This is a genomic window from Streptomyces sp. NBC_00876 (assembly GCF_045207435.1).
Taxonomy (GTDB): Bacteria; Actinomycetota; Actinomycetes; order Streptomycetales; family Streptomycetaceae; genus Streptomyces.
Genome location: NZ_CP108800.1, coordinates 4,915,023 through 4,941,470, shown reverse-complemented (window position 1 = coordinate 4,941,470; position 26,448 = coordinate 4,915,023). Strand labels below are relative to the sequence as shown.

Genomic DNA, 26,448 nt, shown 5'->3' with positions numbered 1-26,448 from the left:
CCGGTCCGCGAGACAGGTGTGGGGGATGTGGCGCCGGGGAGACGTGGTGCCCTGTCCGGCGGTGAACAGCCGCAAAGGGCACCGGGTCTTCCCCGCTCGGGGTACTCCGGGCCCTGTCCGTGTTCCCCCGCGCCCGCGATGCTTGAGGTGGAGAACCATCGACCAGACTGTGAGGTGGACCGTGGGCGGTCCTGCTGGCCCGGCACGACGTACCCGGTCACGCCGACTGGGCGGTGTCGTGGTGCTGCTGACCCCGCTGCTGGTGGCGGGTTCCATGTCCGCCCCGCAGGGCGCCCCACGAGCGGCCGCCGCCGCGGAGGCGGCTGGGGCGGACACCGGCCGGATCGCCTTCGCCGGCACCGGGCACCGCAGCCTCGGGCTGCGCACCTCCGTGACGACCTCCAAGGACCTGTTCAGCACCGGCCCTGCCCACTACGACCAGGACGCCTTCGGACTCGGCAGGACGCTGGTCTTCACCAGCCTCCGCGACGAGGCGAAGCCCCAGGTCTACCTGCGCGACGCGGACGGCGCCGTACGCAAGCTCACCAAGGGCCTTGATGCCGCGCACCCCGAACTCTCCCCCGACGGCCGGACCGTGGTGTTCGACTCGGCCGATCCCGGAGCCCCCTCGGCTCAGCGTGACCTCTGGTCGGTCGGGGTCGACGGCTCCGGTCCGCGGCGGCTGACGGACACGCCCGCCGACGAGACGCATCCGACGCTCTCCCCGGACGGCACCCGGATCGCGTTCGCGAGCGACGGCGGCCCCGAACAGGGCACACAGATCTACGAACGGGCGCTGTCCGGTGGGGCGGTGACCTGCGTCAGCGATCCCACGGAGGGCGACGCGAGCGAGCCGGAGTGGAATCCGGTGAACGACGACGCCCACCGGGAACTCCTCGTGTACACCCTCCACCAGGAGCCCGAATCGGACACGGACACCGGGCATCGGCTGCGGGTCACCAACGGTCCGGGGACCGGACGCCCCCTGCTGACGGGCGCCTTCGCCGGCTGGGGCACCCGCTCGGCCGCCTGGGCGCCGGACGGGGACGATCTGGTCTTCCTCAGCCCCAACACGGACTGCGGATGCTCCGTCTACGACCACGTGTACCGGGCCGGCTCCCTCGACAACCCGGTTCCGGTGATGAAGCTCTCCGAGGACCGTCAGATGGAGTCTCCCGCCGTGATCGACTGGGGGGACTCCTGGAACGTGGTCGTCACCCACAGGACCACCGTGGATCCGGACCTCGTCACGCTCCAGGACATGCGGCAGGACGGCTCGGACCCCCGGGACCTCAGGCTCGACGTCCTGCGCGAGGACCCGAGGGCCTGGTCCAACACCAGTGAGGATCCCGCCGACGACCCGCTGTTCCACCCGGCGGCCGGCTACGACCCCTGGACCGAGCGGCAGACCTACACGCCCGATGGCCGGAACATCGCCGTGACGCGCTTCGAGACCATCGACAACGTGCGTGTCCAGCGGATCTGGCTGGCCGGCACCGACGGGACGAACGCGGCGGCCATGGACGTGGAAGGACGGGGTGCCGGTGACTGGGACACCGACCCCTCGTTCTCCCCGGACGGCACCAAGCTGGCCTTCACCCGGACGTCTCCCCCCGCTGCCGGTGACACGGCGCGGCCGAGCCGGGTCCTCGTCGCCGACGTCGCCACGAAGAAGATCATCGGCGAGGTGGTCCCACCCGCGGGGGAGGTGGCGGGCGGCGACGCCCAGCCCGCCTGGTCCTCGGACGGCACCACGCTCGCCTTCACGCGTAACGAGGTGATCCGGGGCCTCGGCGGGATCAAGCACGTCTGGACGGCCCCGGTGAACGCGCTCGGCCAACAGCGCGACCTCAGCGTCACGGGCTGCCCCGGCGAGTGCAAGGTGATCGACGACAGCCCCGCCTTCTCGCCCGACGGCAAGGCCATCGCCTTCAACCGCAAGGACCGCGCCGACCAGATCAACCACCGGGCGAGCGTCGTCGTCACCTCGCCGGACGGCTCGGACTGCCGGGTCGTGCTGCCGGCCTCCCGGCGCGACGACCCCGCCGCGTGCGGCGAGCAGATCCCGGACGTCTCGGCGACCGGGCCGTACCAGCCGCGCGACGTGGCCTGGTCGGCGGACGCCGGGCGCCTGGTGCTGAGCTCCCGCCGGGACATCGCGCCGAACTCCCCCGAGCAGCTGTCCGAACTCGACCTCGCCACGGGCACGCTGACCCCGTTGACCGCGAAGCTTCCGGGCCGCCAGAAGGAGCCCGCCTTCCAGCAGCAGGTCGACCTGGCGCTGACCGCGCCGCCCGTCGGCCCGTCGGTGGAGGCCGGTTCCTCGGTGCCGGTGACGGTCACCGTCACCAACCGCGGTCCGGCCCCCTCCCCCGGCACGACGTTCGTCGCCGACACCCCGCCGGGCGTGCGCCTGGAGGAGCTCACCACCACCGCCGGTACCTGCGCCGCCGGTTCGCCCAGCTGTGATCTGGGCGTGCTGCAACCGGGCGCCGAGGTGAAGGTCACCGCACGGCTGACGGGTGTGACGGCGGGACCCTGGCAGCTCGGCTGGTCGGTCACCGGAGCCGTCGTCGACCCCAACCCCACGGACAACGCCACCGGGACGACGGTCCGGGTCCGCAACGTCCCCCCGCCGCCCGGCCCGGCTCCCTCGACGACCCCGCACACCCCGCCGCATCGCCCCTCTCCCGTACCACCGGCGCAGCCGCCCGCTCCGCTGCCGCCCGAGGCCGGTCCCGGGGTCGTCGTACGGGCCCAGCCCAGCCCCGGGTACGTCGGCGGGAAGGTCGTGCTGACGTACACCGTGCGCAACGGGAAGAACGCGCTCGCCACCGGCCTGCGGCTACGGCTCGGGCTGCCCGCCGGAATCCCGGTGGCCACCCTTCCGGCGGGCTGCGCCGCCGGGGTGTGCCCGATCCCCGACCTGGCGCCGGGTGCCTCCTCGGTCCTGCGCGTCGTGCTCGCCCCGGACCGGGCCCTGCGGACGAAGGTCACCGGGACGCTGACCACGAGCGGCACCGACGCCGACCGCGGTGACAACGTCTCCCGGATCCCGCTGCGCATCCTCCAGCCGCGCATCGTCTCGGTGCCCGAGGTCGGCAAGCCGGGGTTCGTCACCTCGGTACGCGGCAAGGACTTCCCGCCCGGTGCTCCGGTGAAGCTCACCTGGAAGCCCGGGATCACGGCAGCCGCGCCACCGGCCCGGCCGGGCGGTGACGGCACCTTCATCGCCCAGCTGCTGATCCTGGTGAAGGACCGGACGGGACCGCGCACCATCACCGCCTCGGGGCCCGGGTTCAGCCCGGTCACCACCGACTTCCTGGTGGTCTACGGCACCATCGTCCCGCCGGACGAGGTGGGACGCCGGTGATCCACGAAGTCGACGAAGGGCTGCGGCTGTTGCTGGTCGACGCCGGCCTCCAGGAGAGCGGGGTGGAGCTGGTCTTCGACGCCCCGACCCGGGACTGGTCCGCGCGGCGCAACGCCCCCACGGTCAGCGTCTTCCTGTACGGAATCCGTGAGGACGCGACCCGCCGCCGTACCGGCACGGCCGAGGAGTACGACGACCAGGGCGTGGTCACGGGGCGGCGGACACCTCCGCGCTGGTTCGAGCTGACCTATCTGCTGACCGCGTGGACCAACCGTCCGCAGGACGAACACCGTCTGCTCTCGGAGGTGTTGCGCTGTCTGATCCGCACGGACGTCATGCCCTCCCGGATGCTCACGGGCAGCCTGGCCGAACTCGGGATGACGGTGGAGATGGAGGCGGCGTCGGCGGGTTCCGGCGACCGGCCGTCCACCGTGGACGTGTGGTCCGCGCTCGGCGGCGAGCTGAAGGCCGCGATCGACCTGCGGGTATGGGCACCACTGGCCGGTGAGGTGGAGGCCGCCGGGCCGCCGGTCACCGAGGGCCTGCTGGTGCGGACGGTGCCCGGACGTGACGGCGAGGCGACTGAGCCGGGGCGGCGGCTGCGCTACGACGGGCCGTCGGACGCCCAGGGCCAGGGCTTCGCCGCGGAGCGTGAACGGCAGCTCCCGCCGGGCCGGCGCAGGCGCGGAGGCCCGGCCCGGTGACCACGGCACACCGGGCCCCTGCCCGCGTCCGAAAGCCGGCCCCGGACGAAGCCGGCACCACGCCGGCCTCCCCGCCGGCCTCCCCGGCCGAGGCCGCCGCCCCGCCGACGGCCGTGGAGGACCTCTGGGAGGCGCTGGGGCACATCGAGCGGCGGGTACGGCACGCCGTCGCCCTGCGCCGGGAGACCGACCCGGAACCGAACGACCCGTACCGGGGGCAGTACCTCACCCCCGCCGCGGCCGAGCGGATCCTGGAGTCCCGCGACGCGTTCCGCCCGGTCCCGGACCACGCTCAGGGCGCCCCGCCGCCCCCGGCCGAGGGCCGGATCGCCGCCCTCGCGGCGGACTTCGCCCTGGTCCCGCCGGACGTCGATCTCCTGCTGATCGCGATGGCCCCGGACATCGACCCACGGTTCGAGCGGCTGTACGGCTACCTCAACGACGACCTCACCCGGCGCAGGGCGACGATCGGACTGGCCCTCGAACTCTGCGGACTGCCCGCCGCGGGCTCCGGCCGCTTCCGGTTCTCGCCGTCCGCCCCGCTGGTCGCGGCCGGACTGGTGGAGGTGCGGGAGGACGAACGACCGCTGCTCTCACGGGTCCTGCGCGTCCCGGACCGGGTCACCGCTCATCTGCTCGGCGACGACGGGGTGGACGGAAGGCTGCACGGTCTCGTGCGGGTGGCCGGGCCGCGGGAGGAGCCGGACGCGTGTCCGACGACGCTGCGGGTCGCGGCGGCGCTGGGGACCGGCAGCGGCCTGGTGCATCTGCTGGACCGCGGCGGCGACCCCGGCCGCCTCGCGGCCGACGCGCTCCTCACGGCCGGCCTGCGCCCGCTGGTGGTGGACGCCGCGGCCCTGGCCGCCGCCCCTGAACCGGTGCGGACGGCGCGGATCCTGGCGACCGAGGCGCGGCTGAGCGGTGCCGGTCTCGTCCTCGGGCCGCTGGAGACGCTCGCCCCGGAGCGGCCCGGGGGCGCCGCGCTGATCGACGGGCTCTGCGAGGCGTTCGGCGGCGCCTCCCCGCTGATCATGTACGGGAAGAAGACCTGGGACCCCTTGTGGGCCGGCGAGAGCCCGGTGACGTTCTCCGTACTGCCTCCCGACCCGGCGGACGCGGCACGGCGGTGGCGCCGGGCGCTCACGGCGGCCGGAACAACGACCGGAAATCCGGCCGGCGCCCCGGCCGGAATCGCCGCCGGGACCGCGGCGGCCGAGGCACGCCTCCTCGACGCCACCCGCGCCTACCGGCTCGACTCCGGCCAGATCCGCAGGGCCGCCGCCGTCGCCTCCCGGCTGGCCGCCCTGGAGAAACGTCCGGTGGAGGCACAGGACCTGCGTACCGCGGTCCGGGCCCAGAACGGGGCGGGGCTGGCGCGGCTCGCCCGCCGCATCGAGCCCACGGTCGGCTGGGACGACCTCGTGCTGCCCCCGGCTACCCGCCACCAGCTGTCCGACCTCGCCCTGCGCGCACGCCACCGTGAGCAGGTGCTCGGCCGGTGGCGGATGCGGCCGGGCGGGGGCCGGGGCCGGGGCATCGTCGCCCTGTTCGCCGGGGAGTCCGGGACGGGCAAGACCATGTCGGCCGAGGTGGTCGCGGCCGACCTGGGCATGGAGCTCTACGTCGTGGACCTGTCCTCCGTGGTGGACAAGTACATCGGTGAGACCGAGAAGAACCTGGAGAGGATCTTCGTCGAGGCGTCGGACGTCAACGCGGTGCTGCTGTTCGACGAGGCGGACGCCGTCTTCGGGAAGCGTTCGCAGGTCAAGGACGCGCACGACCGGCACGCCAATGTGGAGTCGGCCTATCTGCTCCAGCGCATCGAGTCCTTCGACGGGATCGCCGTACTCACCACCAATCTGCGGGCCAACCTGGACGAGGCGTTCACCCGCCGTCTCGACGTGGTCGCCGACTTCCCCGTGCCCGACGAGCAGCAGCGCCTGGCCCTGTGGGAACGCTGCCTGGGTACGGAGGTTCCCCGCGACCCCGGTCTCGACCTGCGGACCTGTGCGGCGCGTTTCGAGCTGACGGGAGGTTCCATCCGCGCCTGCGCGGTCACCGCCGCCTACCAGGCTGCGGAGTCGGGCCGCCCCCTGGACACCGGGCAGCTCGTCTCGGCGGTCCTCGCCGAGTACCGCAAGCTCGGGCGGCTGGTCCTGGACAGCGAGTTCGGCCCGTGGCTGGAGCGCACCCGGCGCGGGGACTGACCGGCAGCCCCGGTCACCGCGCACCTGTCCGGCGCCCTTCCGGTGCGGAAGGGACCACCCGTGAAGCCATGCGAAGGGATCACCTCAGTGCACAGCAACGACATCGGCGAAGCACCCGGAACCGGTCGGCGCAAGGCCCCGGAATCCCGTCCCCCGGCCCCCGCCCGGCCCGCCGCCGTCCCGGAGGCGATGAGTCCGCAGTCGCTCGACGCCCTCCAGCGCACGATGGGCAACGCCGCGGTCAGCCGCATCCTCTCCGAGGCGGGGCAGGTCTCCGCGGACGGGCGCGAGGGCAATGGCTCCGCGGTGCAGCGCTCCACCGTCACGGATGTCCTGAAGTCACCGGGCCACCCCCTCGATCCGCGGCTGCGGGACGAGATGGAGCAGCGGCTCGGCTCGGACTTCTCCGACGTGCGGCTGCACACCGGGCCGGCGGCCCAGCGGTCCGCCGAGGAGATCTCCGCGCGGGCCTACACCGCGGGCAGCCATGTGGTGATCGGGGCCGAAGGCGCGGACAAGCACACGCTCGCCCACGAACTCACCCATGTGATCCAGCAGCGGCAGGGGCCGGTCGCCGGCACGGATGACGGCAACGGCCTGCGGATCTCCGATCCTTCCGACCGCTTCGAGCGCGAGGCGGAGGCGGCGGCCCACCGGGCGATGGCCACGCCCACACCGCCGTCCCGTGCGGTGGACCCGGTGAACGGCCGGGACGCATAGGGCGTTTGCTCCTGCGGCACCGGACGTGCGACGGGAGGGCGGCCGGCAGCACCGGGCGCGGGCATCGGGCGCGGGCATCGGGCGCGGGCGCCGGGCGCGGGCATCGGCCTCGCGCCCGGACGTCCGTATCATCAGCACATGACTGCAGAGCCCTCGCGATCCGCCGGCCGTATGCGCGCCTCCGACGCCGACCGCGAAGCGGTCGTGGAACAGCTGCGGGAGGCGGCGGCCGAGGGACGTATCGACCTCGAAGAACTGGACGAGCGGCTGGGTCAGGCGCTCACGGCCAAGACCTTCGCCGAACTCGCCCCGCTCACCGACGACCTGGGACCGGCCGTGCTCGACCCGGGCGAACCGCTGACCGTGAAGGGCGGCATCCACGGCGTGGTGCGGACGGGCCGCTGGAAGGTGCCGTCGCGGATTGCCGCGTACGGGGGGCTGGGCGGCGTACGCCTCGACTTCACGCAGGCCGAGTGCCGGCTGCGCGAGATCGAGGTGACGGTGGACGCGCAGATGGCCGGGGTGGTGTTCGTGGTCCCGGTGGGCTGGAGGCCGGACACCGACGCGCTGGATCCGGGGTTCGGCGGCCTGAAGGACAAGACCTCGGGCGAGCGGCTGCCCGGCACACCGGTGCTCCGGATCACGGGCTCGTGCGGTGCGGGCGGCGTGACCGTGCGCCACCCCAACCTCCGGGAACGCCGCAAGCAGCGCAAGGAACTGTCGCGCTGAGCCCGTTCAGGGCCTGAACACCGCCACCGCTTCGCGCCCCTCCTCCCGCCGGAACGTCACCCGGAGCTCCATCCCGATGGCGAGCGCGCTCTCCTCGCACTCCACGACCTCCGTCATCATCCGCGGCCCCTCGGCCAGGTCGACGACGGCGGCGACGTACGGCACCCGGGCGCCGAACGGGGGCAGATCGTTGCGGTGGACGACGGACCATGTGTAGAGCGTGGCCCGGCCGCTCGCCCGTTCCCAGTCGACCTCCTCGCTCCAGCAGTGCGGGCAGAACTCGCGGGGGTAGTGGTGCGCCCGGCCGCAGGCGCGGCAGCGTCGCAGCAGCAGGTGCCCTTCGGCGGCCGCGTCCCAGTAGGGGCGGGTGAAGGCGTCGGGCTCCGGCAGGTCGAAGCGGGGGGCCTGCGCGGCGGCCGGGGCGGGGGCCTTGGAGGCGGCCGCACCGGGGGCCGGGGCGGGGGATGCGGCGGCCGGGGTCGGGGGCGTCACAGGAAGAGTCCGATCGCTTCGTCGAGGGACCAGGTCTGCCAGGACATCGCGAACAGGGCAACGAGCGAGATGAGCGCCATCATCGCGTTCTGCCCCTGCTCGGCCCAGTCGTGGATCATCAGCACCAGGTAGAGCAGATTGAGCAGGAGCCCGGCGACCAGGGCGACCGGGGTGAGGAAGCCGGTCACCAGGCCGAGGCCCAGAGCCAGTTCCGCGTACACGACGAGGTACGCCATGGCCTTGGGGCGCGGCGCGACGATCCTCTCGAAGCCGGCCTTGACCACCGGCCAGCGGTGTTTGCCCGCGACGTCCGCCGCCCAGGCGATGCCGGTGCCGCGCTCGAACCAGCCCTTCTTGTCCTTGTGGCGCCAGCTCTCCAGCCACCACAGGCCGAGGCCTATTCGGAGCACGGCGAGCCACTGTGCTCCGTCGAGCCAGATCGTCCGCATGGGGCCCTCCCGTTCACGTAATCTGACGGTACGTCAGTTCACCTGATGGCGGCGGCCTGCGCAAGAGGTGCGCACCCGTGATCAATTCGCAATCGATTCCGGCCTTGACCGAGACCCATCAAGCGACTGCGCGATTACGCTCCGAAGCATGTCCGACAGCACACCCACCACCAGCAGCGCCGCTCCGGCCCCCATCGACCTCACCGAGGACCGCCCCGTCTACGTCATCGGCGGCGGCCCCGGCGGCCTGGCCGCCGCCGCGGCCCTGCGCGCGCAGGGGGTCCGGGCCGTCGTCCTGGAGAAGTCCGGGGACGTCGGCGCGTCCTGGCGGCGCCATTACGACCGGCTGCACCTGCACACCACCCGCCGCTGGTCGGCCCTGCCCGGACTGGCGATGCCCCGCAGGTTCGGACGCTGGGTCTCCCGGGACGACGTGGTGCGCTACCTGGAGAAGTACGTCGAGCACCACGCCCTGGAGGTGGTGACGGGCGTCGAGGTCTCCCGCGTCGACCGGGCGGCGGACGGTACCGGGTGGCGGCTGACCGCGACCGGCGGGCGTGAACTGACCGGCCGGGCCGTGGTGGTGGCCACCGGCTACAACCACACCCCGCGGATCCCCGACTGGACCGGGCGCGACACCTTCACCGGCGAGCTGGTGCACGCCTCGGCCTACCGCAACCCGGCCCCGTACGCGGGCAAGGACGTCCTCGTCGTGGGCGTCGGCAACACGGGGGCGGAGATCGCCGTCGACCTGGTGGAGGGCGGGGCCTCGCGGGTGCGGCTCGCGGTGCGCACCGTTCCACACATCGTGCGCCGCTCCACGGCGGGCTGGCCCGCACAGGCGACCGGCATCCTGGTGCGCCGGCTGCCGGTCGCGCTCGTCGACCGGGCCGGCGGCCTGATGGCCCGCGTCGCCGTGCCCGACCTCGCCGCACAGGGGCTGCCCCGCCCGGGCACGGGCCTCTACTCCCGGGTCAAGGACGGCGCCATCCCGGTCCAGGACGTGGGTCTGATCGACGCGGTCAAGCGCGGCCGGGTGGTTCCGGTGGCGGCCGTCGAGTCGCTCGACGAGGACGCGGTGGTGCTGGCGGACGGGACCCGGATCACCCCGGACGCGGTGATCGCCGCGACCGGCTACGAGCGGGCCCTGGAGCCGCTGGTCGGCCACCTCGGGGTGCTGGACGCCCGGGGCCGCCCGGTGGTGCACGGCCGCCGTACGCCGAAGCAGGCACCCGGTCTGTACTTCACCGGGTTCACCAACCCGATCAGCGGCATGTTCCGCGAAATGGCCCTGGACGCACTGAAGATCGCCAAGCGGCTGGCCCGCACCGGCTGACCGGAGCGGACACGGACACCGGACACGGACACCGGACGCAGACACCGGGCCCGACACCGGAAGCGGACACCGGGCACGGATACCGAGCACGGACACCGGAAGCGGACACCGAGCACGGACACCGGACACAGACACCGGGCCCGACACCGGAAGCGGATACCGGGCACGGACACCGGAAGCGGACATCGAGGGCGGGTGCGGGGGCGGGGGCGGCAGTGCGGCCCCCGCCCCCGCGGCCGTGTGCCGTCAACGCACTCAGCCTTTGCCTGCACACCCATTCCTGACGGAGCGTCAGTTCAGTAACCTGACAGTGCGTCAGCTTTGTGGCGCGGGCCGGGCACCACAAGTGCCGACGGACTTTCGAGCAGGAGTGGGCGGAACGATGCTTGGATCGACTCATGGCACCCTCACCACCGACTTCCGCGCCAGGGTGGAGGCCTGCGGCGAGACACCGCACGCCGCCGTCCACAGCATGGCGGCCACTGCCGAGGAGGGCGACCTCGACGTCAGCGGCCGCCCGCTGCACGCACCCGTACCGGATCTGGACCGGTTCTTCCGGCCGGAGTCCGTCGCCGTCATCGGCGCGTCCGACACCGAGGGACGCCCCAACACCGGGATCACCCGTCAGCTGATCGCCTGGGCCGAGCGGGTCGGGGCGCGGCTGTATCCCGTACACCCCACGCGTGAAACCGTCTTCGGACGGACCTGCTCCGCCTCCGTCGCCGATCTGCCGGAGCAGGTGGATCTGGCGGTGCTGCTGGTCAGCGACCCGCTCCCGGTGATCGAGGAGCTCGCGCAGGCCAAGGTGAAGTTCGCCGTCGCCTTCGCCTCCGGCTTCGCCGAGACCGGTGCGGAGGGCGCCGCCGCGCAGGCCAGGCTGGCCGCCGCGGTGGAGCGGTCCGGGCTGCGGCTGCTCGGGCCGAACACCAACCTCAACGCCTTCGAGGAGTTCCGCGACGACCTGGACGGGCCGGCGATCGCGCTGATCACCCAGTCCGGTCACCAGGGACGCCCCGTCTACACGCTTCAGGAGCTGGGCGTACGGCTCTCGCACTGGGCCCCCACGGGCAACGAGGCGGATCTGGAGACCTCCGACTTCATCGCGTACTTCTCCCAGCGCCCCGAGGTCGGGGCCATCGCCTGTTACGTGGAAGGCCTCAAGGACGGACGCTCCTTCCTGCTCGCCGCGGACCGGGCCGCACGGGCGGGTGTCCCGGTGGTGGCGGTCAAGGTGGGCCGTACGGAGACGGGGGCCAGGATGGCCGCGTCACACACCGGCAAGCTGACCGGCGCCGACCAGGTCGTCGACGCGGCGATGCGGCAGTTCGGCGTGATCCGGGTGGACGGCCTCGACGAACTCCAGGACACCGCTGCCCTGCTGGCCCGCGCGCGCAAGCCGCTGGCCGACGGCGTCGTGGTGTATTCGATCTCGGGCGGTACGGGCGCGCACTTCTCGGACCTGGCGACGGGTGCGGGTCTCCGGCTCCCGGTGCTGTCCGAGGCCAAGCAGGCCGAACTGCACACCTGGATCCCCGACTACCTGAACGTGGCCAACCCGGTCGACAACGGCGGCCACCCGGTCGGCGACTGGCGCGGGCGGAAGATCATCGACGCGATCCTCGCCGACCCGGAGGTGGGGGTGCTGATCTGTCCGATCACCGGCCCCTTCCCGCCGATGAGCGACAAACTCGCGCAGGACCTGGTGGACGCGGCGGAGGCCACGGACAAGCTGGTGTGCGTGATCTGGGGGTCGCCGGTCGGCACGGAGGACGCCTACCGCACGACGCTGCTCGGCTCCTCCCGCGTCGCCACCTTCCGTACCTTCGGCAACTGCATCACCGCAGTGAAGGCCTATCTGGACCACCACCGGTTCGCCGCCTCCTACCGCTCCCCCTTCGACGAGGCGCCGCGCACACCGTCGCCCTCGTTCCGCAAGGCCCAGGCGCTGATGCGGCCGGGCCACCAGCTGAGCGAGCACGCGGCGAAGCAGCTGCTGCGGGCGTACGGGATCCGGGTGCCCCGCGAGCAGTTGGTGACCAGCGCCGCGGCGGCCGTCCGGGCGGCAGGGCTCGTCGGCTACCCCGTCGTGATGAAGGCGTCCGGCGCGCGGCTGGCCCACAAGACGGAACTGGGCCTGGTCAAGGTGGGCCTCACCTCCGCCAGCCAGGTACGCGACGCCTACCGCGAGCTGACCGACATCGCACGGTTCGAGGACATCGAACTGGACGGCATCCTGGTCTGCCAGATGGTGGAGCGGGGCGTCGAGATGATGGTCGGCGTCACGCAGGACGCCCTGTTCGGGCCGACGGTGACGGTCGGGCTCGGGGGCGTACTGGTCGAGGTGCTCCACGACGCGGCGGTACGGGTGCCGCCGTTCGGCGAGGACCAGGCGCGGGCGATGCTCAGTGAACTGCGCGGCCGGGCCCTGCTGGAAGGGGTGCGGGGCGGCCCGCCGGTGGATGTGGACGCCCTGGTCGAGGTCGTCCTGCGGGTGCAGCGGATGGCGCTGGAACTCGGCGACGACCTCAGCGAACTCGACATCAACCCGCTGATGGTGCTGGGCCGCGGACAGGGCGCGGTGGCCCTGGACGCGCTGGCGGTCTGCCGCTGACCGGCCCAGGCCGCACCCGCGGCCGACGGCCGGCCCGCCCCGGCCGGCCGCCGCCGCACCCTTCCACCGGCCGCGCACACCGCGCCGACCGCACCGCCGTACGCCCCGCCACCACCTGCTCAGGAGCTGCCTCATGCCGTCCTCCCCCGAAGACACCACCGACCACGCCGATCCCTCCGGATCGCCTGAATCATTGATACTTCACGCCACTGACAACGGCGTCTCCTGGATCACCCTCAACCGCCCCGAGGCGATGAACGCCGTCACCTGGGACCAGCGCGAACGCATCATCGCCCTGCTCGCCGAGGCCTCCGCCGACCCCGGCATCCGGGCCGTCGTCCTCACCGCGACCGGCCGGGGCTTCTGCGCTGGCGCCGATCTGCGCGGCGCCCCGAAGACCGGCGACCGGGTGCCGGGCGACGTGGCCCGGACGATCCGGCTCGGCGCGCAGCGGCTGATCGCCGCGGTCCTGGACTGCGAGAAGCCCGTCCTCGCGGCAGTGAACGGCACGGCGGCGGGCATCGGCGCCCATCTCGCGTTCGCCTGCGACCTGGTACTGGCGGCGGAGTCGGCGAAGTTCATCGAGGTGTTCGTGCGCCGCGGGCTCGTACCGGACGGCGGCGGGGCGTATCTGCTGCCGCGCCTGATCGGTCCGCAGCGGGCCAAGGAGCTGATGTTCTTCGGCGATTCGCTCCCGGCGGCGGAGGCGGAACGCCTGGGCCTGGTGAACCGGACCGTGCCGGACGCGGAGCTGACACGGACGGCGAGGGCCTGGGCCCAGCGGCTGGCCGAGGGGCCGACCCGTGCGATCGCCCTCACCAAGCAGCTCGTCAACGCGTCGATGGACGAGGGCCGGGCCGCGGCGTTCGCCGCCGAGGCCATGGCCCAGGAGATCAACATGACGACGCAGGACGCCAACGAGGGCGTGGCGAGCTTCGTGGAGCGAAGGGCTGCGAAGTACCGGGGGGTCTGAGGGCTGTCCGGTGCGGAAACCGGGCCCCGGCTCAGACGGGTGACAGTGCGCCGGTGTCCAGATCCAGGCCGAACGGGTCGGGCAACCGCAGCACCGCTCCGAACGGGTGCGGTCCGTCCACGTGGGTGTAGCCCAGGGGACCGGGCTCGGAGAACAAGGTCACGCTGCCTTCGATCCGGTCGACCAGGAGATAGAGCGGGGCCCGGTACTCGGCGTACCGGCGCCGCTTCACGACCCGGTCGGTCTCCGCGTTGGACTCCGACGTCACCTCCACGACGAGAAGCGTCTGGTCCGGGAGCAGGGCTCCCCCGCCCCTGGCGAGCGACTCGGGGACGACAGCGATGTCGGGCACGTACCAGTTCGACGAGCCGGGCAGGTCCAGGTTCCCTGAACCCTCCACACACCCGAGTTCATCGACACGGTCCTCGATCTGGCGGCGGACCACCCTGGCGGCGCGTTCGTGGTCCCAGGTCGGTGACACGGACTCGATGATCCCCTCGATGATCTGGACACGATCTCCGCGGATGCGCTGCACGGCGAATTTCAGTGCGCGCTCGGAGTCGATGCCCTGCCCGTAGTCGGGTGCGCTGGTCATCTCACGTCTCCCCTCGCCGCACCACCTGTGACCACTCAGAGTATCCGCTGCGCCACCAGGTGTCGCCGAAGCCCAGGAAGCCGCTGCCGTTCCCCGCCGACCGCCGCTCACGGCGCCGGCCCGGCACCCCTGACCTTCGGCAGTGCCGCACCCGCCGCCGCATGCGTACGGTCGTCCGGGTGGAGAGAGCGAAGATCAGCGGCGCGGTCCGGCGGGCCGCCGCACCGGGGGACCTGCTGACCGTGGCCGCGGCGGTCTGCGTCGGGCTGAGCACGGTCAGTCCGTGGTGGGCGCTGCCCGCGGCGGTGACGGCGTTCCTCGCCGGCCGGGAGCCGGGCAGGACCGGGCCCACTTTTCTCGTGCTCGTCGCGGTGGTGGCCGGCGGAGTGGTGGCGGTGGCCCTGGTGCCCTCCTGGCTGCTGATGGCGGGGCGGTTCGTCGCGGTGGTCGCGGTGGCCGCGATGCTGCCTTGGTTCGCGGGGCGCTTCTGGCGTCAGTACCAGGAGCTCGTCCGGGCCGGCTGGGAGCGGGCGGGGCGCCTCGAGCGCGAGCAGCGGCTCGTCGCCGAGCAGGCCCGCTCCCGTGAACGGGCCCGGATCGCCCAGGACATGCACGACCTGCTCGGGCACGACCTCAGCCTCATCGCCCTGTCGGCGGGCGCCCTCAAGCTCGCGCCCGGTCTGGACGAGGCCCACCGGGCCGCGGCCGGGGAGATCCGGGCCCGGGCGGCCGCGTCGGTGGAGCGGCTCGGCGAGGTGATCGGTCTCCTGCGCGAGGAGTCCGGCGACCGGGCGGACGACGGGCCGCCCGGACCACCCGGCACCGGCATTCCCCGGCTGGTCGCACAGGCCGCCGCCGCCGGTCTCCCGGTCGTCCTGCACATCGGGGGCGACGCCGCCGCGATGCCCCCGCCCGCCTCACGGGCCGCCCACCGCGTCGTCCAGGAGGCCCTGACCAACGCGGCCAAGCACGCGCCGCAGGCCCGGGTGGAGGTGCGCCTGGCGCACACGGCCGAGGAGACAACGGTCCGGGTGGAGAACGGCCCCGCGCCCGTACACATGGGCCCGCAGGACGTCCCCGGCACCGGGCTCGGGCTGATCGGGCTGGCCGAACGCGTGCGGCTGGCGGGCGGCACCTTCGTCCACGGCCCGTACGACGGCGGCTTCGCGGTCACCGCGCGGCTCCCGCACACCCCGCCCGCCCGTCTCCCGGCCGCCCCGCCCCGGGTCGTCCGGAATGCCCTGCCCCCGGAACACCGGCACGCCCGCAGCCGCGCGCGCCGGGCCCTGACCCTCGCCGTCGTGCTGCCCCTCGTGGCGTGGGCGGTGCTCAGCGCCGGGCTCATGGCCTGGGACATCCGCTCGGCCCGGCAGTCCGTCCTGGACCCGGGCGACTACGCCCGGCTGCGGGTGGGCCAGGACCGGGGCTCGGCCGCACGGCTGCTGCCCGAACGCGAGACCACGCAACGGCCGGTGGCGGGCGAACCCGAGGGGGCGGGCATCACGTGCGCGTACTACGCGATGACGGCGGACCGCTTCGACGACCGGTCCGGGGACGCGTACCGGCTCTGCTTCCGGGACGGCCGGCTGATGTCCAAGGAGGCGCTCGCCCCATGAACCGCGGCTCCTGCCCCATGAACCGCAGCCCCTGCCGCACCTGCCCCACGAAGGGAGACTCATGATCCGCGTCCTCGTCGCCGACGACGAGCCGATGATCCGCGCGGGGGTGCGCTCCGTGCTGTCCACCGATCCGGGCATCGAGGTCGTCGCCGAGGCGGGTGACGGGCACGAAGCGGTGGAACTGGTGCACCGTCACCGCCCGGACGTGGCCGTCCTCGACATCCGGATGCCGGGGACCAACGGCATCGAGACGGCCGCCGAGATCCGGCGCACCGCGCCGGGGACGGGCGTCGTGATGCTGACGACCTTCGGCGAGGACGACTACATCCTCCAGGCGCTGGGAGGCGGCGCCGCCGGATTCCTGATCAAGTCGGGCGAACCCGAGGAACTGCTCGCGGGGGTACGTGCGGTGGCCGGCGGCGCCGCCTATCTGTCACCGAAGGTCGCGGCCCGGGTCGTCGCCCATCTCTCGGCGACGGGCGCCGGCGCCCTGGCCGGCCGCCGCAGCGCCGCCCGGGAACGGGTCCGTACGCTCACCGCCCGGGAACGCGATGTGCTGGCCCTCCTCGGCAGCGGGATGTCCAACGGGCAGATCGCCCGGCGGCTCCATCTGGTCGAAGGAACGGTCAAGGCCCATGTGAGCTCGATCCTGGCCCGGCTGGGTGTGGACAACCGGGCCGCTGCGGCGGTCGTCGCCCACGAGGCCGGGGCCGTCGCCCCGGCGGAGCCGCCGGTCGAGCGCTGACACCGCCGTCCTGGCGAGCGGCAGGAACGCGAGCAGCACGGCCGCGGCCACCGAGCCGCCGAGCACCGCGCCGGCCAGCACATCGTGCGGATAGTGCGCGCCCACCAGGACCCGCAGCAGCGCCGCCGCTCCGGCCAGGGGCAGCGTGACGGCGGCGAGGCGCGGCCGCACGAGGGCCAGGCCCACCCCGAGGCCGGCCGCCAGGGTGGCGTGGTTGCTCGGGAAGGACCAGTCGCCGGGCGGCGGGCACTCGGCGACCGCGGCGGCGCCGCGGAGCAGGACCCGGCAGGGGCGCTCCTCGTCGACGACGAGCTTGACGGCCTCGCTGGCCGCGTACGCGAGGACGGTGCCGATCCCGGTGAGCACGGCGCCGGCGCAGACCCGGGCGTCCGCCCGGCGTACGGCCCTCCACCAGACCCACACCAGGAGCAGCCCGAGAACGACCAGGGTTCCGTCACAGGCCAGTTCCAGCAGGTGCCCCGCCCAGGAGGGCGCGTCCGCCACCGCTCCGGTCAGCGAGCGGTAGACCGACGCCGAGGCGCCGTCCGTCACCTCCACGGCCTCGTCGGTCCCCAGGCCTCCCGGGGCGAGGCCCACAACGGCGGCCGCCCCCGCGCCCAGGACCGCGCAGGCGAGCAGGGGCCGCGCGGTCCGGGTTCTGCTTCCGGTTTCTCGTCTCATGGGGAGCGAACCTAGGAGCGGCGGGACCGGAAATCCCGGGCCGAACGGCAGGCCCGACCCCTGACGAAGGTCGGGGGTCACCCGTGCCGCTGCCCCGGCCCTTCCCATCTGACGCCTCGTCAGCTCTAATCGAAGGGTGATGGGACACGCAGGCATGGCCGCAACCGCCGTCCGCTACCTCAGGTCCGTCGGCGCCGCGACGACCGCCGGTCCGGGACGGGTCGATCCACTGCCGCGCCCGGATCTGCGGGCCGTCGCCGACGACGAGCGGCTGCCCGTCGATCCGGGCGAATTCCGCCATGTGCTGGGGCACTTCGCCAGCGGGGTCACCGTCGTCACGGCGCACGATCCGGGCGGCCCCGACAGCCCGGGCGGCCCGGCGGGCTTCGCCTGCCAGTCGTTCGCGTCACTCTCGCTGGATCCCCCGCTGGTCACGTTCATGGTCGCCCGTACGTCGACGACCTGGCCGCGCATCGCCCGTGCCGGGGCCTTCTGCGTCAACATCCTGGGCGCGGACCAGGGACCGCTGTGCCGGGGCTTCGCGGTCAGCGGGGCCGACAAGTTCGCGGGGGTGGCGCACTCCCCCGCCCCGGCGACCGGTTCACCGCTGCTGGAAACCGTGCCCGCCTGGGTCGACTGCCGCATCCAGGCCGTCCACACCGGCGGCGATCATCTCATCGTGGTCGGCCGGGTGGAGGCGCTGGGGGCGACGGCGGACGGAAACGCGGAGGGACCGTTGCTGTTCCACCGGGGCAAGTTCGGACACTTCGCCGGCTGAGCACGCGAGGAGGCTTCAGGAACTCCAGCGGCTGAGCGCGCGAGGAGGCTTCAGGAACTCCAGCGGCTGAGCGCGCGAGGAGGCTTCAGGAACTCCAGCGGCTGAGCACACTGAAGCGCTTCAAGCACCTCAGCTGCTGAGCATCCGAGAGCGCTTCAGGCACTTCCACGGCTGCGCGGCTCACACCGCGACGGCGCCCAAGAGCCGCTGCTCCTCCTTCACCCGGCGGATCATCAGTGCCATCAGCGCCGCCATCGCGCACAGCGCCCCCGCCGAGTACCAGACCACGTCGTACGAGCCGAAGTGGTCGCGCGCCACCCCGCCCAGGAACGCCACCAGGGCCGCACCCACCTGGTGGGAGGCGAGGACCCAGCCGAAGACGATCGCACTGTCGTCGCCGTACTGCTCCCGGCACAGGGCCAGGGTCGGCGGGACCGTGGCGACCCAGTCGAGTCCGTAGAACACGATGAAGAAGACCATCGGCGGCTCCACGGTGGCCTGCATCAGGAGCGGCAGGAACAGCAGCGAGATCCCGCGCAGCGCGTAGTAGACGGCCAGCAGCCGGCGGGCGTCGAAGCGGTCGGTGAGCCAGCCCGAGAAGATCGTGCCGATGATGTCGAAGATCCCGATCACGGCGAGCAGCGAGGCGGCGGCCGTGATGGGCATGTGGTGGTCGTGCGCCGAGGGCACGAAGTGGGTGCGGATCAGGCCGTTGGTCGAGGCCCCGCAGATCGCGAAGGACCCGGCCAGCAGCCAGAACGGTCCGGTGCGGGCCGCGTCGAGCAGGACGCGTACGGTCCGGCTCGCCGCCCCGCGCGCGGGCGCGGGCTTCTCCACGTACGTGCCGCCGTACGGGGCCAGGCCCAGGTCGGCCGGGTGGTCGCGCATCAGGAGCCAGACGAACGGGACGACGGCCAGGGCGGCCAGCGCGACGGTCACCGAGGCGGGCCGCCAGCCGTGCCGGTCGACGATCCAGGCGCAGAGGGGCAGGAAGACGAGCTGCCCCGAGGCGCCCGCCGCCGTGAGGATGCCGGTGACCAGACCCCGGCGGGCGACGAACCAGCGGTTGGTCACCGTGGCGGAGAAGGACATCGCCATCGCGCCGGTGCCGAGGCCCACGAGCAGCCCCCAGTAGATCATCAGCTGCCAGGCGGCCGTCATCCAGTAGCTGGCGAGCGCACCGGCGGCCACCGCGCTGAGGGCGACGACCACGACCCGACGGATACCGAACCGGTCCATCAGCGCCGCGGCGAAGGGCGCGGTGAGCCCGTACAGCGCCATGTCGAGGGAGACGGCGAGGCCGATCTCCCCGCGCGACCAGTGGAACTCCCTGTGGAGGGGGTCGATGAGCAACCCGGGCAGGGCGTTGAAGGCGGCGCCGCCGATGATCGTCACGAAGGTGACGGCGGCGACGATCCAGGCGCGGTGGATCCGCCGGCGCCGGGGCGCCTCGATGCCGGTCCGCGGGCTGTCGTCGCGGGCGACGGGTTCGGTTGTCTGGGTCACGTGGCCCAGCATCCGGTCCCCGCCGCCCTCCTCACGAGTGGCCCGAAGGACATGGTTCGCAGGGATCGGGCCATGGCCCGCCCCGCCGCCCACGACCCGCCCGCCGCCCGGCCCGGGGCCGGTGGCCCGGAAGCGCGTACGATCTGCGTCGATCGGCGGCCGGGCCCACCGCGCACCGCGCCTGCGCGTCCACGCCGCTTCGTCCACGTCCCCGGGGGAATCTCATGCAGTGGGTGGCACGCCAGAACTTCCACCACCGGTCCGCGCTGATGCAGGGGTGGGGTGCCGTACTGCTGCTCGCCGCCTGCGTGTTGTGGGTGTGGCTCGGCTTCCTGCTGTGGGATCAGGACGACACGTTGTACTGCTTCCGCGCGTCGTCGGTCTGCGAGCTGGACAGCACCATGCCCAAGCAGCTGATCCTCCTGGCCCTCTCCGCGCCGCTCTCGGTGGCCGGAGCGGCGCTGCTCGTCGCCGGCAGTGTGCGCCGGCAGACCAGCGCACACGTCCTCCAGGTCATCGAGATGCAGAAGTCCGAGGAGCGGGCTCGCGCCAAGTAGCCGCCGCGTACGCACCCCGGACGGCCGCCGCCCCCACCGCGTACCAGAACAGATCGGGCGCGTTGAACGTCGAACCGAGCACCAGCCGTGCCACCGCGCTGTGTGAGGACAGTGCGGCAGGGACGCCGGTGAGCTGGAGCAGTTCGACGGCCCAGCTGATCCCCAGCCCGGCGCCGGCCACGGCGAGGGGCCGGGCGCGGGGTGCGCACAGCGCGACGAGGGCGCAGATCAGGACCGTGTAGAGCGCGTCCCCCGCGTACTTGGCGAAGGCGCCGTCCGTCACGGTACGCACCCCGAGCCCGGCCGCGACCGTCACCACGGCCGCCCCCGCCGCAACGCACCGGGCCCGGGAGGCACTTCGGACGGGCCCGCTCACCCGATCCGCTCCAGCCGCCGGATCGGCCGGGCCGCCAGCAGCACGCCGACCGCCAACATGTTGATCACCGCCCCGGCGAGCAGCACCTCCGGTGCGCCCACCCGGTCCGCGACGGGTCCGGCGAGCGCGCGGCCCGCCGCCAGCATCAGGAGCGATCCGGCCACGTCGTACGCGTGCAGCCGGTTGAGCGCCTCCGGCGGCACATGCGTCTGGACCGTCGTCGACCACATCACCAGCCAGAACGCGAACGCCGCGCCCGCCACGAACTGCCCCACGCCCAGGGCGGGGACCGGCAGCCCGAGCCCCAGCACCACCAGGTTCACGCACACCCCGGTCAGGGCCACGGCGCCCGCCGCCAGCGGGCGGCGCGGCCGCAGCCGCAGGGCCAGCAGTCCGCCGACGACGCTGCCCGCGCCGTTCACCGCCATCATCGCGCCGTACGTCCCCGAGCCATGGGCCTCGGTGACCTCGACGGCCGTCAGCGGGAGCATCGGGCCGATCACGGCGAAGCCGTACACCGTCCAGATCGCGATGACCCCCCACAGCCAGCTGCGCGCCCTGAACTCACGCCATCCGTCGAGCAGTTCGGCGGCGAATGTGCCGCGCGGCGCCTCGTCCGACGGGCCCGGGGCCAGCCGCAGCAGGAAGAGGGAGATGCCGGAGACCAGGAACGTCGACGCGTTCGCCGCGTAGACCGCTCCGGCACTCGCCAGCCCGACGAGGATGCCCGCGAACGCCGGGCCCGCCATGGTCATCAGAGCCTCGGAGACACGTAGCACCGCGTTGCCGCGCTGCACGTCGGAGGCCACCCGCGGCACGGTCGAGGCGACTCCCGGCTGGAAGAGCGCCGCCCCCACCCCGGCCACCGCGCTCAGCGTGTACACCGCCCACAGCGGCGGGTTGCCGACAGCGAAGGAGACCGCGAGCACCGAGGCCCCGACCAGCCGCAGCGCATCGGCGATGATCATCATCCGGCGCGGGGTGAACCGGTCCGCCAGGACCCCGCCGAAGAGCACGAACAGTGCCAGCGGGCCCATCCAGGCCGCCAGCGCGAAACCCACGGAGGAGTGCGGCCGCCCGGCGCCCAGCAGACCCGCGGTGAGTGCCACCGGGATCATTCCGTCGCCGAAGAGCGCTGCGGTCCGGGCGACGAAGAAGAGCCGGAAGTTACGGTTCCAGAGCCGGTCCGGCTCGACGGGCAGAGGAGGCAGCGGGGAGGACGGGGATGACGAAAGAGGTGACGCCGGAGGCGACGGCAGAGCTGATGACGAAGGGGATGACGGAGGGGACGAATGACGCGAATCGCGCGAAGCGCTCTCGTGGTCCGCGGCGGGAATGCACGCGGGGTCTGCTGACTTTTCCTTCACACCGATGACATGTATCAGCTTATGGTCTATACCAGCTAGGGGTGAAGGGAGTCCACTGTGCCGCATCGCGTCGTCGTTCTCGCCCTTGACGGGCTGCTCCCCTTTGAACTGGGCATCCCTCAAAGGATTTTCGGCCGCTCACTCGGTTCCGAACCGCTGAACCGGGGCCGGAAACTCTATGAAGTCGTGACCTGCTCGGTCCGCCCGCCGGGCCCGGTCCGCACCGACGCGGACTTCACGATCACCGTCGAGAACGGCCCCGAGACCCTCGCCACGGCCGACACCGTGGTGATCCCCGCCAGTTACGAACTCGGCCCCGTCTACAGCGAGGGCCGGCTGACCGACGAGCTCGCCGCCGCGTTCGCGTACATCAGGCCGGGCACCCGGATGGTCTCCATCTGCACCGGGAGCTACGTCCTCGCCGCGGCCGGGTACCTCGACGGGCGCCCGGCCACCACCCACTGGTCCTCGGCCGACCACTTCCAGGCGCTCTTCCCCGCCGTCCGGGTCGACCCGGACGTCCTGTTCATCGACGACGGGGACGTCCTGACGTCCGCCGGGGTCGCCGCCGGGATCGACCTCTGCCTGCACATGGTGCGCCGCGACCACGGCGCCGCCGTCGCCAACGACGTCGCCCGGCGCACGGTCGTACCGCCGCACCGCGACGGCGGCCAGGCGCAGTACATCCAGCGCCCGGTCCCCGACACGGGGTTCGCGGCCACGACCACCGCACGCGCCTGGGCACTCGGCCGGCTGGAGCGGCCGATCCTGCTGCGCGACATGGCGCAGCAGGAGTCGATGAGCGTACGGACGTTCACCCGCCGCTTCCGCGAGGAGGTCGGGATCAGCCCGGTGCAGTGGCTGACCCGGCAGCGGGTGGAGCGGGCCCGCCGGCTGCTGGAGTCCACCGATCTGTCGATCGACCGGATCGCGCGGGACGCCGGATTCGGCACACCCACCTCGCTCCGCCAGCATCTGCAGGCGGCGCTGGGGGTGTCGCCGACGGTGTACCGGCGCACGTTCCGGTCGACCGACAGGCCGGTGGGTACGGGGGGACGCCGGGGGTCCCCCGCGCTCTAGAAGACCAGCACCCCGCGCGCCACGCGCCCGTGGTGGGCGTCGTCCGCCGCCTTGGCGAAGTCCTCCACCGGGTAGGTCTCGGTGACGAGTTCGTCCAGCAGCAGCCGCCCCTCGCGGTACAGCTCCGCGTACAGGGCGATGTCCCGCTGCGGGCGCGAGGAGCCGTAGCGGCAGCCCAGGATCGACTTGTCCAGGAACATCGACGAGACGAGGAACGACGCCTCGGCCGTCGCCGCCGGTACACCCAGCAGGATCGCCTGGCCGTGCCGGTCCAGCAGGTCGACCGCGGTCCGGATCAGCTCGGTGCGGCCCACGCACTCGAAGACGTGGTCCGCACCGTGCGGCAGGATCTCCTTGACCCCCTCGGTCGAGGTGAGGAAGTGCGTGGCGCCGAACTGCCGGGCCACCGCCTCCTTGTCCGGGTTGGAGTCGACGGCCACGATCTTCAGCGAGCCGGCGATCCGGGCGCCCTGGATCACGTTGAGCCCGATGCCGCCGGTGCCGATCACGACGACGCTGTCGCCGCGGTCGACCTTGGCCCGGTTGAGTACGGCTCCGACTCCCGTCACCACCCCGCAGCCGATCAGGGCGGCCGAGGTCAGGGGCAGGTCGGCGGGGATCTTCACCGCCTGCACGGCCTTGACCAGGGTCCGTTCGGCGAAGGCCGAGTTGGACGCGAACTGGTAGAGCGGCTTGCCGCCCCGCGAGAACGGCTGCCCCGGCATTCCGATCGCCTTGCGGCACATCGTGGGCCTGCCCCGGTCGCACTGGGCGCAGGCGCCGCAGCTGGCGAGCGTGGACAGGGACACGTGGTCGCCGGGCGCGACATGGTTCACGCCCGCGCCGACCGCCTCGACCACGCCCGCGCCCTCGTGCCCGAGAACGACCGGCACGGGGAACGGGATCGTCCCGTCGATCACCGACAGATCGCTGTGGCAGAGGCCGGCTGCGGCCACCGCCACGAGTACCTCGCCGGGTCCCGGGTCACGTATGTCCAGATCGTCGACGACCTCGGTCCGTTTGCCGTCGAATACGACGCCTCTCATCCCGACTCCCTCGGTAGGCCGAGCACGCGCTCGGCGGTGGTGTTCCTTACGTTCCCGGGGCCCGTCCGGCGACCCCGGCTTGCGCGACCGGGGCCAAATCAAGCCCGTCCCGCAACCCCGGCTCGCGTGGCCGCCCCATCCCGCACTCGCACACGTACGGGGCGAAACTCAGACCGTCCGGCGATTGAGGACCGGGGTCCGGGGCAGCGCCCCGGCGACGCGCCCGCGCCCGGCAAGCGTGGCTCGGCCCCAGCCGGGGGCTCCGCCCCCGAGCGTGGCTCGGCCCCAACCGGGGGCTCCGCCCCCGCACCCCCGCTCCTCAATCGCCGGAGGGGCTGAATATGCGCCTCGCACCCCGCAGGGGGAAGAAGCGCGCATCCCGCCCCGCAGAGGGGTAGAGGGGCGCACCCACCCCGCAAGGGGTAGAGGCGCACACCCCACCCCGCGAGGGAAAGAGGGCGCACCCACCCCGCGAGGGGAAGAGGGCGCACCCACCCCCGCAAGGGGGCGAGGGCGCACCCCGCCCCGCGAGGGTGGGCGAGCCGCCGGGCTAGGCGTTCGGGCGTGCCGCGGCCTTCGCCGCTGCCGCCATTTCCTCCAGCTGCGCAAGCATCGGCATCGGATCCGTCCCCACCGTCCCCGGCAGGAAGTCCGCGATGCGTTCCGGTGTCCACGCCGCGCCCTCCGCGTACCCCGCGCGCAGCTCCCTCGGCTGGGCCCAGACCGCGATCTTCGGGCCGGCGATCGTATAGACCTGGCCGGTGATCTTCTCGGCGCGCGCCCGGTCGCTGAGCAGGTAGACGACGAGCGCCGCCACGTCCTCCGGCTCGCCGATCTCCTTGAGCTCCATGGGGACGTTCGCGGACATCCGGGTGCGCGCCACCGGCGCGACCGCGTTCGCCGTGACCCCGTACTTGTGCAGACCGAGCGCCGCGCTGCGGACCAGCGAGATGATCCCGCCCTTGGCCGCGCTGTAGTTGGCCTGGGCCACGCTGCCCTGGTGGTTCCCGCTGGTGAAGCCGATGAGCGTGCCGGCACCCTCCTGCTTGCGCATCACCGCCGAGGCCGCCCGGAAGACGGTGAACGTGCCCTTGAGGTGGGTGGCGACCACCGGGTCCCACTCCGCCTCGGACATGTTGAACAGCATCCGTTCGCGCAGGATGCCGGCCACGCAGACGACCCCGTCGATCCGGCCGAACTGCGCGAGTGCGGTGTCCACGACCCGCTGCCCGCCGGCCATGGTGGAGATGTCGTCCGCCACCGCGACCGCTTCGCCGCCCGCCGCCACGATCTCCTTGACGACGGACTCGGCTATCTCGCTGGCGGGTTCACCGCCCTCGATGGAGACGCCGTAGTCGTTGACCACGACTCTCGCCCCCTCGGCCGCCGCGGCGAGCGCGACGGCTCGCCCTATGCCGCGCCCTGCGCCGGTCACGGCCACCACTTTGCCTGCCAAGAAGTTCCCCATGCCCGGCCCCTTCCCGCGGTTTCTGACGGACCGTTAGATTCTATGGGTCATCAGGTCCACCGGCACAAGCCCCAGGAGGCGCCATGTCACTGCCGGACGAATTCCACGATCTCGCCAAGCGCGTGAACAACTGGGGGCGCTGGGGCGCGGACGACGAGATCGGGACGCTCAACCTGATCACCGACGAGGTCGTACGGGAGGCCGCGGCCACCGTCCGCAGCGGGCTGCGGATCCCGCTCGCGCTCCCGCTCCAGCAGGACGGGGTGCAGAGCGGCCTCATCCCGGGACGGATCAACCCGCTGCACACGATGATCCAGATCAATCAGGAGCTCTTCGGCCCCGGCACCGTCGCCACCAGCGACGACACCGCGGTCCTGAGCCTTCAGACCGCGACGCACTGGGACGCCCTCACCCACGCCTCGCACTCGGGGAAGATCTACAACGGCCGGCCCGCCGCCACCATCACCGCCCACGGCGGCGCGCAGTTCAGCGGCATCGACAAGGCGCCGCACATCGTCTCGCGCGGGGTGCTCCTCGATGTGGCCCGCGCCCACGGCGTGGACCGGCTGCCCGGCGGCCACGCCGTCACCCCCCAGGACCTGGACGCGGCCGAGGAACTGGCCGGGGTCCGGGTGCGGTCCGGTGACATCGTGCTCGTACGGACCGGGCAGGTGCAGGTGTATCTGGCCGGTGACAAGAACGCGTACGGCTATCCGTCACCCGGTCTGTCGATCCGGACGCCGGAGTGGTTCCGGGCCCGCGATGTGGCCGCGGTCGCCAATGACACGCTGACCTTCGAGATCTTCCCGCCGGAGATCGAGGATCTGTGGCTGGGGGTGCACGCGCTCGACCTGGTCGAGATGGGCATGCTCCAGGGCCAGAACTGGAACCTGGAGGCATTGTCCACAGCCTGTGCGGATGAGGGGCGCTACGCCTTCCTGCTCTCCGCCATGCCGGAGCCCTTCGTCGGCGCCACCGGCACACCGGTCGCACCCGTCGCCATCCTGTGAACGGCCACGACGGCCCCGGCACCCAC

22 protein-coding genes and 1 pseudogene are annotated in these 26,448 nt (G+C 73.1%); 14 read left to right on the top strand and 9 right to left on the bottom strand.

Features of this window, described 5'->3' with window-relative positions; all coding sequences use genetic code 11:
- Positions 1 to 181: 181 nt before the first annotated feature.
- The 5 genes from OG782_RS21660 to OG782_RS21640 all read left to right on the top strand — a co-directional run bounded on the left by OG782_RS21660 (position 182) and on the right by OG782_RS21640 (position 7,733).
- Entirely contained in the window at positions 182 to 3,373 is a 3,192-nt protein-coding gene (locus OG782_RS21660; RefSeq protein WP_406453407.1) for a hypothetical protein, read from the top strand.
- On the top strand, positions 3,370 to 4,077 hold the full coding sequence (locus OG782_RS21655) for a DUF4255 domain-containing protein (protein WP_406453405.1): 708 nt from the start codon (positions 3,370 to 3,372) through the stop codon (positions 4,075 to 4,077). Before OG782_RS21660 ends, OG782_RS21655 begins: the two co-directional genes overlap by 4 nt.
- Positions 4,078 to 4,190: 113 nt before the next feature.
- Positions 4,191 to 6,284, top strand: a complete 2,094-nt coding sequence (locus OG782_RS21650; RefSeq protein WP_406459201.1) for an ATP-binding protein — start codon at positions 4,191 to 4,193, stop codon at positions 6,282 to 6,284.
- Positions 6,285 to 6,371: 87 nt separating this feature from the next.
- Positions 6,372 to 7,004, top strand: coding sequence for a DUF4157 domain-containing protein (locus OG782_RS21645; protein WP_406453403.1), 633 nt, complete (start codon positions 6,372 to 6,374; stop codon positions 7,002 to 7,004).
- 138 nt (positions 7,005 to 7,142) lie between these two features.
- A complete protein-coding gene (locus OG782_RS21640; RefSeq protein WP_406453401.1) occupies positions 7,143 to 7,733 on the top strand; it encodes a DUF1707 domain-containing protein in 591 nt (196 codons plus the stop codon).
- 6 nt (positions 7,734 to 7,739) lie between these two features.
- Here OG782_RS21640 and OG782_RS21635 read toward each other — a convergent pair whose 3' ends face one another.
- Positions 7,740 to 8,123 (bottom strand): Zn-ribbon domain-containing OB-fold protein, encoded by a 384-nt coding sequence (locus OG782_RS21635; RefSeq protein WP_406459199.1) that lies wholly within the window; start codon positions 8,121 to 8,123, stop codon positions 7,740 to 7,742.
- Between the two features lie 98 nt (positions 8,124 to 8,221).
- Positions 8,222 to 8,674, bottom strand: coding sequence for a DoxX family protein (locus OG782_RS21630; RefSeq protein ID WP_406453399.1), 453 nt, complete (start codon positions 8,672 to 8,674; stop codon positions 8,222 to 8,224).
- A 148-nt stretch (positions 8,675 to 8,822) separates the two neighbouring features.
- Between OG782_RS21630 and OG782_RS21625 the strand changes: the two genes are divergently transcribed.
- The 3 genes from OG782_RS21625 (at position 8,823) to OG782_RS21615 (ending at position 13,594) form a co-directional block, all read left to right on the top strand.
- Positions 8,823 to 10,010: a flavin-containing monooxygenase gene (locus OG782_RS21625; RefSeq protein WP_406453397.1), complete on the top strand. Its 1,188-nt coding sequence runs from the start codon at positions 8,823 to 8,825 to the stop codon at positions 10,008 to 10,010.
- A gap of 382 nt (positions 10,011 to 10,392) precedes the next feature.
- Positions 10,393 to 12,621: an acetate--CoA ligase family protein gene (locus tag OG782_RS21620; protein ID WP_406453395.1), complete on the top strand. Its 2,229-nt coding sequence runs from the start codon at positions 10,393 to 10,395 to the stop codon at positions 12,619 to 12,621.
- Positions 12,622 to 12,754: 133 nt separating this feature from the next.
- Positions 12,755 to 13,594, top strand: coding sequence for an enoyl-CoA hydratase/isomerase family protein (locus OG782_RS21615; RefSeq protein WP_406453393.1), 840 nt, complete (start codon positions 12,755 to 12,757; stop codon positions 13,592 to 13,594).
- 31 nt (positions 13,595 to 13,625) lie between these two features.
- Here OG782_RS21615 and OG782_RS21610 read toward each other — a convergent pair whose 3' ends face one another.
- Positions 13,626 to 14,189, bottom strand: a complete 564-nt coding sequence (locus OG782_RS21610) for a Uma2 family endonuclease (protein ID WP_406453391.1) — start codon at positions 14,187 to 14,189, stop codon at positions 13,626 to 13,628.
- A 161-nt stretch (positions 14,190 to 14,350) separates the two neighbouring features.
- On the opposite strand from OG782_RS21610, the gene OG782_RS21605 reads away from it, so the two are divergent.
- The gene (locus tag OG782_RS21605) at positions 14,351 to 15,805 is read left to right on the top strand and encodes a sensor histidine kinase (RefSeq protein WP_406453389.1); all 1,455 of its coding nucleotides are present in this window, start codon (positions 14,351 to 14,353) and stop codon (positions 15,803 to 15,805) included.
- Between the two features lie 61 nt (positions 15,806 to 15,866).
- Positions 15,867 to 16,553, top strand: coding sequence for a response regulator (locus tag OG782_RS21600; RefSeq protein ID WP_406453387.1), 687 nt, complete (start codon positions 15,867 to 15,869; stop codon positions 16,551 to 16,553).
- An 87-nt stretch (positions 16,554 to 16,640) separates the two neighbouring features.
- On the opposite strand, the pseudogene OG782_RS21595 reads toward OG782_RS21600, so the two are convergent.
- A pseudogene (locus OG782_RS21595) lies at positions 16,641 to 17,234 on the bottom strand (phosphatase PAP2 family protein); the annotation flags it as partial.
- Between the two features lie 154 nt (positions 17,235 to 17,388).
- On the opposite strand from OG782_RS21595, the gene OG782_RS21590 reads away from it, so the two are divergent.
- Entirely contained in the window at positions 17,389 to 18,012 is a 624-nt protein-coding gene (locus OG782_RS21590; protein WP_406453385.1) for a flavin reductase family protein, read from the top strand.
- Between the two features lie 180 nt (positions 18,013 to 18,192).
- Here the strand turns inward: OG782_RS21590 and OG782_RS21585 are convergent, their stop codons facing one another.
- Positions 18,193 to 19,518, bottom strand: a complete 1,326-nt coding sequence (locus OG782_RS21585) for an MFS transporter (RefSeq protein ID WP_406453383.1) — start codon at positions 19,516 to 19,518, stop codon at positions 18,193 to 18,195.
- Between the two features lie 224 nt (positions 19,519 to 19,742).
- On the opposite strand from OG782_RS21585, the gene OG782_RS21580 reads away from it, so the two are divergent.
- Complete coding sequence (locus tag OG782_RS21580; RefSeq protein WP_406453381.1) at positions 19,743 to 20,075, top strand: hypothetical protein; 333 nt, start codon at positions 19,743 to 19,745, stop codon at positions 20,073 to 20,075.
- On the opposite strand, the gene OG782_RS21575 is transcribed toward OG782_RS21580, so the two are convergent.
- Positions 20,032 to 20,451: a DUF2809 domain-containing protein gene (locus OG782_RS21575; RefSeq protein ID WP_406453379.1), complete on the bottom strand. Its 420-nt coding sequence runs from the start codon at positions 20,449 to 20,451 to the stop codon at positions 20,032 to 20,034. The genes OG782_RS21580 and OG782_RS21575 overlap by 44 nt on opposite strands.
- A complete protein-coding gene (locus OG782_RS21570; protein ID WP_406459197.1) occupies positions 20,448 to 21,710 on the bottom strand; it encodes an MFS transporter in 1,263 nt (420 codons plus the stop codon). The genes OG782_RS21575 and OG782_RS21570 overlap by 4 nt, the downstream gene beginning before the upstream one ends.
- A 165-nt stretch (positions 21,711 to 21,875) precedes the next feature.
- Between OG782_RS21570 and OG782_RS21565 the strand changes: the two genes are divergently transcribed.
- A complete protein-coding gene (locus OG782_RS21565) occupies positions 21,876 to 22,898 on the top strand; it encodes a GlxA family transcriptional regulator (protein ID WP_406453377.1) in 1,023 nt (340 codons plus the stop codon).
- Here the strand turns inward: OG782_RS21565 and OG782_RS21560 are convergent.
- Together OG782_RS21560 and OG782_RS21555 are read right to left on the bottom strand one after the other, a co-directional pair.
- Complete coding sequence (locus tag OG782_RS21560) at positions 22,895 to 23,944, bottom strand: Zn-dependent alcohol dehydrogenase (RefSeq protein ID WP_406453375.1); 1,050 nt, start codon at positions 23,942 to 23,944, stop codon at positions 22,895 to 22,897. The genes OG782_RS21565 and OG782_RS21560 overlap by 4 nt on opposite strands.
- A gap of 550 nt (positions 23,945 to 24,494) precedes the next feature.
- Positions 24,495 to 25,412 (bottom strand): SDR family oxidoreductase, encoded by a 918-nt coding sequence (locus tag OG782_RS21555; RefSeq protein WP_362544058.1) that lies wholly within the window; start codon positions 25,410 to 25,412, stop codon positions 24,495 to 24,497.
- A gap of 83 nt (positions 25,413 to 25,495) precedes the next feature.
- Here OG782_RS21555 and OG782_RS21550 point away from each other — a divergent pair, with 83 nt between their 5' ends.
- Positions 25,496 to 26,422: a cyclase family protein gene (locus OG782_RS21550; RefSeq protein ID WP_406453373.1), complete on the top strand. Its 927-nt coding sequence runs from the start codon at positions 25,496 to 25,498 to the stop codon at positions 26,420 to 26,422.
- Positions 26,423 to 26,448 lie beyond the last annotated feature (26 nt).

Bases quoted from the DNA above. Each gene is read 5' to 3' on its own strand.
- OG782_RS21640 (WP_406453401.1), top strand. From the start codon at position 7,143: ATGACTGCAGAGCCCTCGCGATCCGCCGGCCGTATGCGCGCCTCCGAC.
- OG782_RS21630 (WP_406453399.1), bottom strand. From the start codon at position 8,674: ATGCGGACGATCTGGCTCGACGGAGCACAGTGGCTCGCCGTGCTCCGA.
- OG782_RS21625 (WP_406453397.1), top strand. From the start codon at position 8,823: ATGTCCGACAGCACACCCACCACCAGCAGCGCCGCTCCGGCCCCCATC.
- OG782_RS21620 (WP_406453395.1), top strand. From the start codon at position 10,393: ATGCTTGGATCGACTCATGGCACCCTCACCACCGACTTCCGCGCCAGG.
- OG782_RS21615 (WP_406453393.1), top strand. From the start codon at position 12,755: ATGCCGTCCTCCCCCGAAGACACCACCGACCACGCCGATCCCTCCGGA.
- OG782_RS21610 (WP_406453391.1), bottom strand. From the start codon at position 14,189: ATGACCAGCGCACCCGACTACGGGCAGGGCATCGACTCCGAGCGCGCA.
- OG782_RS21605 (WP_406453389.1), top strand. From the start codon at position 14,351: ATGCGTACGGTCGTCCGGGTGGAGAGAGCGAAGATCAGCGGCGCGGTC.
- OG782_RS21600 (WP_406453387.1), top strand. From the start codon at position 15,867: ATGATCCGCGTCCTCGTCGCCGACGACGAGCCGATGATCCGCGCGGGG.
- OG782_RS21590 (WP_406453385.1), top strand. From the start codon at position 17,389: ATGGCCGCAACCGCCGTCCGCTACCTCAGGTCCGTCGGCGCCGCGACG.
- OG782_RS21580 (WP_406453381.1), top strand. From the start codon at position 19,743: ATGCAGTGGGTGGCACGCCAGAACTTCCACCACCGGTCCGCGCTGATG.
- OG782_RS21560 (WP_406453375.1), bottom strand. From the start codon at position 23,944: ATGAGAGGCGTCGTATTCGACGGCAAACGGACCGAGGTCGTCGACGAT.
- OG782_RS21555 (WP_362544058.1), bottom strand. From the start codon at position 25,412: ATGGGGAACTTCTTGGCAGGCAAAGTGGTGGCCGTGACCGGCGCAGGG.
- OG782_RS21550 (WP_406453373.1), top strand. From the start codon at position 25,496: ATGTCACTGCCGGACGAATTCCACGATCTCGCCAAGCGCGTGAACAAC.